Annotated in this window: 2 protein-coding genes and 1 pseudogene; all 3 read right to left on the reverse strand. The window is 59.4% G+C overall.

All coding sequences use genetic code 11. The features are described from left to right. Positions 1–109: pseudogene (locus tag HT737_RS31725) on the reverse strand (phospholipase); the annotation flags it as partial. Between the two features lie 174 nt (positions 110–283). After that, on the reverse strand, positions 284–1396 hold the full coding sequence (locus tag HT737_RS05075) for a M14 family metallopeptidase (protein WP_108183100.1): 1113 nt from the start codon (positions 1394–1396) through the stop codon (positions 284–286). A gap of 209 nt (positions 1397–1605) precedes the next feature. Next, the gene (locus HT737_RS05080; protein ID WP_047293409.1) at positions 1606–2385 is read right to left on the reverse strand and encodes an ABC transporter substrate-binding protein; all 780 of its coding nucleotides are present in this window, start codon (positions 2383–2385) and stop codon (positions 1606–1608) included. Between the last annotated feature and the right edge of the window lie 288 nt (positions 2386–2673).

Genomic DNA, 2673 nt, shown 5'->3' on the forward strand with positions numbered 1-2673 from the left:
CCGGGTGGACCTGTTCGATGTATTTCAGTGGCAAGTCGCTTTGCAGCGTGGTTTGCGCATGCACGGCGCTGGACGCCAGCAGGGTTAACAGGGCAAACGCCTTCAACATAGAGCCTTCCTTCACGGAGTGTCGGGTTCGGGGAGAGCCTAACAGGCTTGATCTGCCACACCCACCCTGTAGGAGCTGCCGCAGGTGCGATCTTTTTGACTTTGATTTTTTAAAAAGCAAGATCAAAAGATCCGCACCTGCGGCAGCTCCTACAGGGGTGGATGAGGCCTGGACTCAGTCGTTGATCAACTTGCCCACCCGGATCGGTTCACGCCCCGCCACTTTGGCCTGCCAGATTCCCGGCTGGGTGTAACGCCCACGATCAATCGCAAACAGCACGCCGCTGGTGCCGGCGCGGACGGTGGTGAGGCGGTCATTCAACGGGTCCACCACCTCGAACAACGCATCGCCCTGCTCGACCCACTCCCCGGCATTACGCAGGAAACTGACCACGCCGTGGTGCGGCGCGAACAGGTATTCGGTGCCTTCGAACGGCATGCCTTCGCAGCACTCGCTCGGGGCCGCCGGCCATTCGCCGCTGATGAACCCCTGCTCGGCGAGAAAGCCGAGTATCGCTTCGCAATTGGCCTGCGCCTGATCAACCCGGGTATCGCCCATACTGCCCAGTTCCAGGGTGGTGGCAAGGTTCGCCGGGGGAATCGCCGCGTTCGGAAACGCCCGCGCCAGACGCAGCCACGGCGATGAGCACGACTCGTCGAACGAACTGCCGCCGGAGTCTTCACACAACAGTGCAACGCCGGCCTGCAGTCGCGCCGCCAGCGATTGCCAGCGCGGCCAGTGTTGCGGCAATGCGTAAATGTGAATCGCCGCGTCGAAATCGCAATGCAGATCGAGGGTGATGTCGGCGTCGCAGGCATGGCGCAGCAGCAAGCGGTGCAGCGCTTCCAGTTGCGAGGCCGGGGCCGGCAGTTCATCGAGCACCTGGCCCATGGTTTGCCGGATCAACGCTATGTTGGCCTCGGCATCGCTGCCCAGCCGCTCGCCGATGCGCGCCGCCACTGGCGCGCTGAGTTCGACAAACGCGCGGTTGAAATTCTTGCCGCTGCCCAGCTCGAAGCGGCCCATGTGGCTGCCTTGCAAATGCTGATCGAGCCCGATCGGGTTGGCCACCGGCACCAACTCGATCACCCCTTGCAGACGGCCCTGCTGCTCCAGCGCATTCAGGCGTTGCTTGAGTTCCCATGCGGTGCGCATGCCCGGCAGTTCGTCGGCGTGCAGACTGGCCTGGATGTAGACCTTGCGGCTGCCCGCGCCGTAACGGAAGACGCTGAGGGAACGTTCGCTGCCCAAGTGGCTCCAGGGCAGGACATGGTCGATGCGTTGCATGGGAAAACTCCTGCAGTCTGGTAGATCTGGATCGATGAGATCCCTGTGGGAGCGAGCTTGCTCGCGAATGCAACCTGACAGTCAATAAAGATGTTGAATGTTAAACCGCATTCGCGAGCAAGCTCGCTCCCACAGTGAATCTCCGCCGTAGAAAGAGAGCACAAAAAAAGTGGCCACCGCGCAAACGGGACCACTTTTTCTACGCCGTATTAATGGCCGTACACGTCAAAGTCGAAGTACTTGTCCTGGACTTTCTTGTACTCGCCATTGGCGCGGATTTCGGTGATGGCCTTGTTGAATTTCTCGGCCAGCTCGGTATCGCCCTTGCGCACCGCAATGCCGGCGCCGCCACCGAAGTACTTGGCGTCTTCGTAGGTCGGGCCGACGAATTCGAAACCTTTGCCGGCGTCGGTCTTCAGGAAGCCGTCGCTGAGGTTGACCGAGTCGGCCAGCATCGCGTCGAGACGACCGGATTTCATATCCAGGTTGGCTTCCTGTTGCGAACCGTAGCGCACCACTTCAAACCCGGCGTCCTTGGCGATGTCGGTGGCGTAGCGGTCGTGGGTACTGGCGCGCAGTACACCGACTTTCTTGCCCTTGAGCTCGGTCAGCGGGTCTTTGACACCGGAGCCTTCCTTCATCACGAAGCGCGCCGGGGTGTGGTAGTACTTGATGGTGAAATCGACGTTCTTCTTGCGGTCGTCGGTGATGGTCATCGAGGACAGGATCGCGTCGATCTTCTTCACCTTGAGTGCCGGGATCAGGCCATCAAACTCCTGCTCGACCCACACGCATTTAACGTCCATCTGTTTGCACAGCGCATCGCCGATGTCGACATCGAACCCGGTGAGCTTGCCGTCAGCGGTTTTCATCGAGAATGGCGGGTAAGCGGCTTCGATCCCCAGACGAATCGGTTTGGCGTCTTCGGCGACAGCGGTCAGGGACAACATCGACAGTGCCAGGGCACCGAACATCACTAGCTTCTTCATTTATTACTCCTGTGTGCGGAGGCTTTTATTGGCAGCTTTCGATTGGCGTTCGGTCATGGCCATCAAGTAGCAAAAACCGAAGTGGACGGCAGTCTATGGCGGCGCGCACAGGGTAAATTGTGTTTAGGCGACAAATACTTACAGAACATCGGCGCACGCGTTGACCGGGATCAACGGTGCGCCGACATGGTGCAAAGGCTGTAGGACAAATCTCTGAAAATGACAAGATTCCTCCCCTGTAGGAGCTGCCGCAGGCTGCGATCTTTTGCTCTTGAAAGTCAAAAGATC

Source organism: Pseudomonas sp. MD195_PC81_125 (assembly GCF_014060985.1).
Taxonomy (GTDB): Bacteria; Pseudomonadota; Gammaproteobacteria; order Pseudomonadales; family Pseudomonadaceae; genus Aquipseudomonas; species Aquipseudomonas parakoreensis.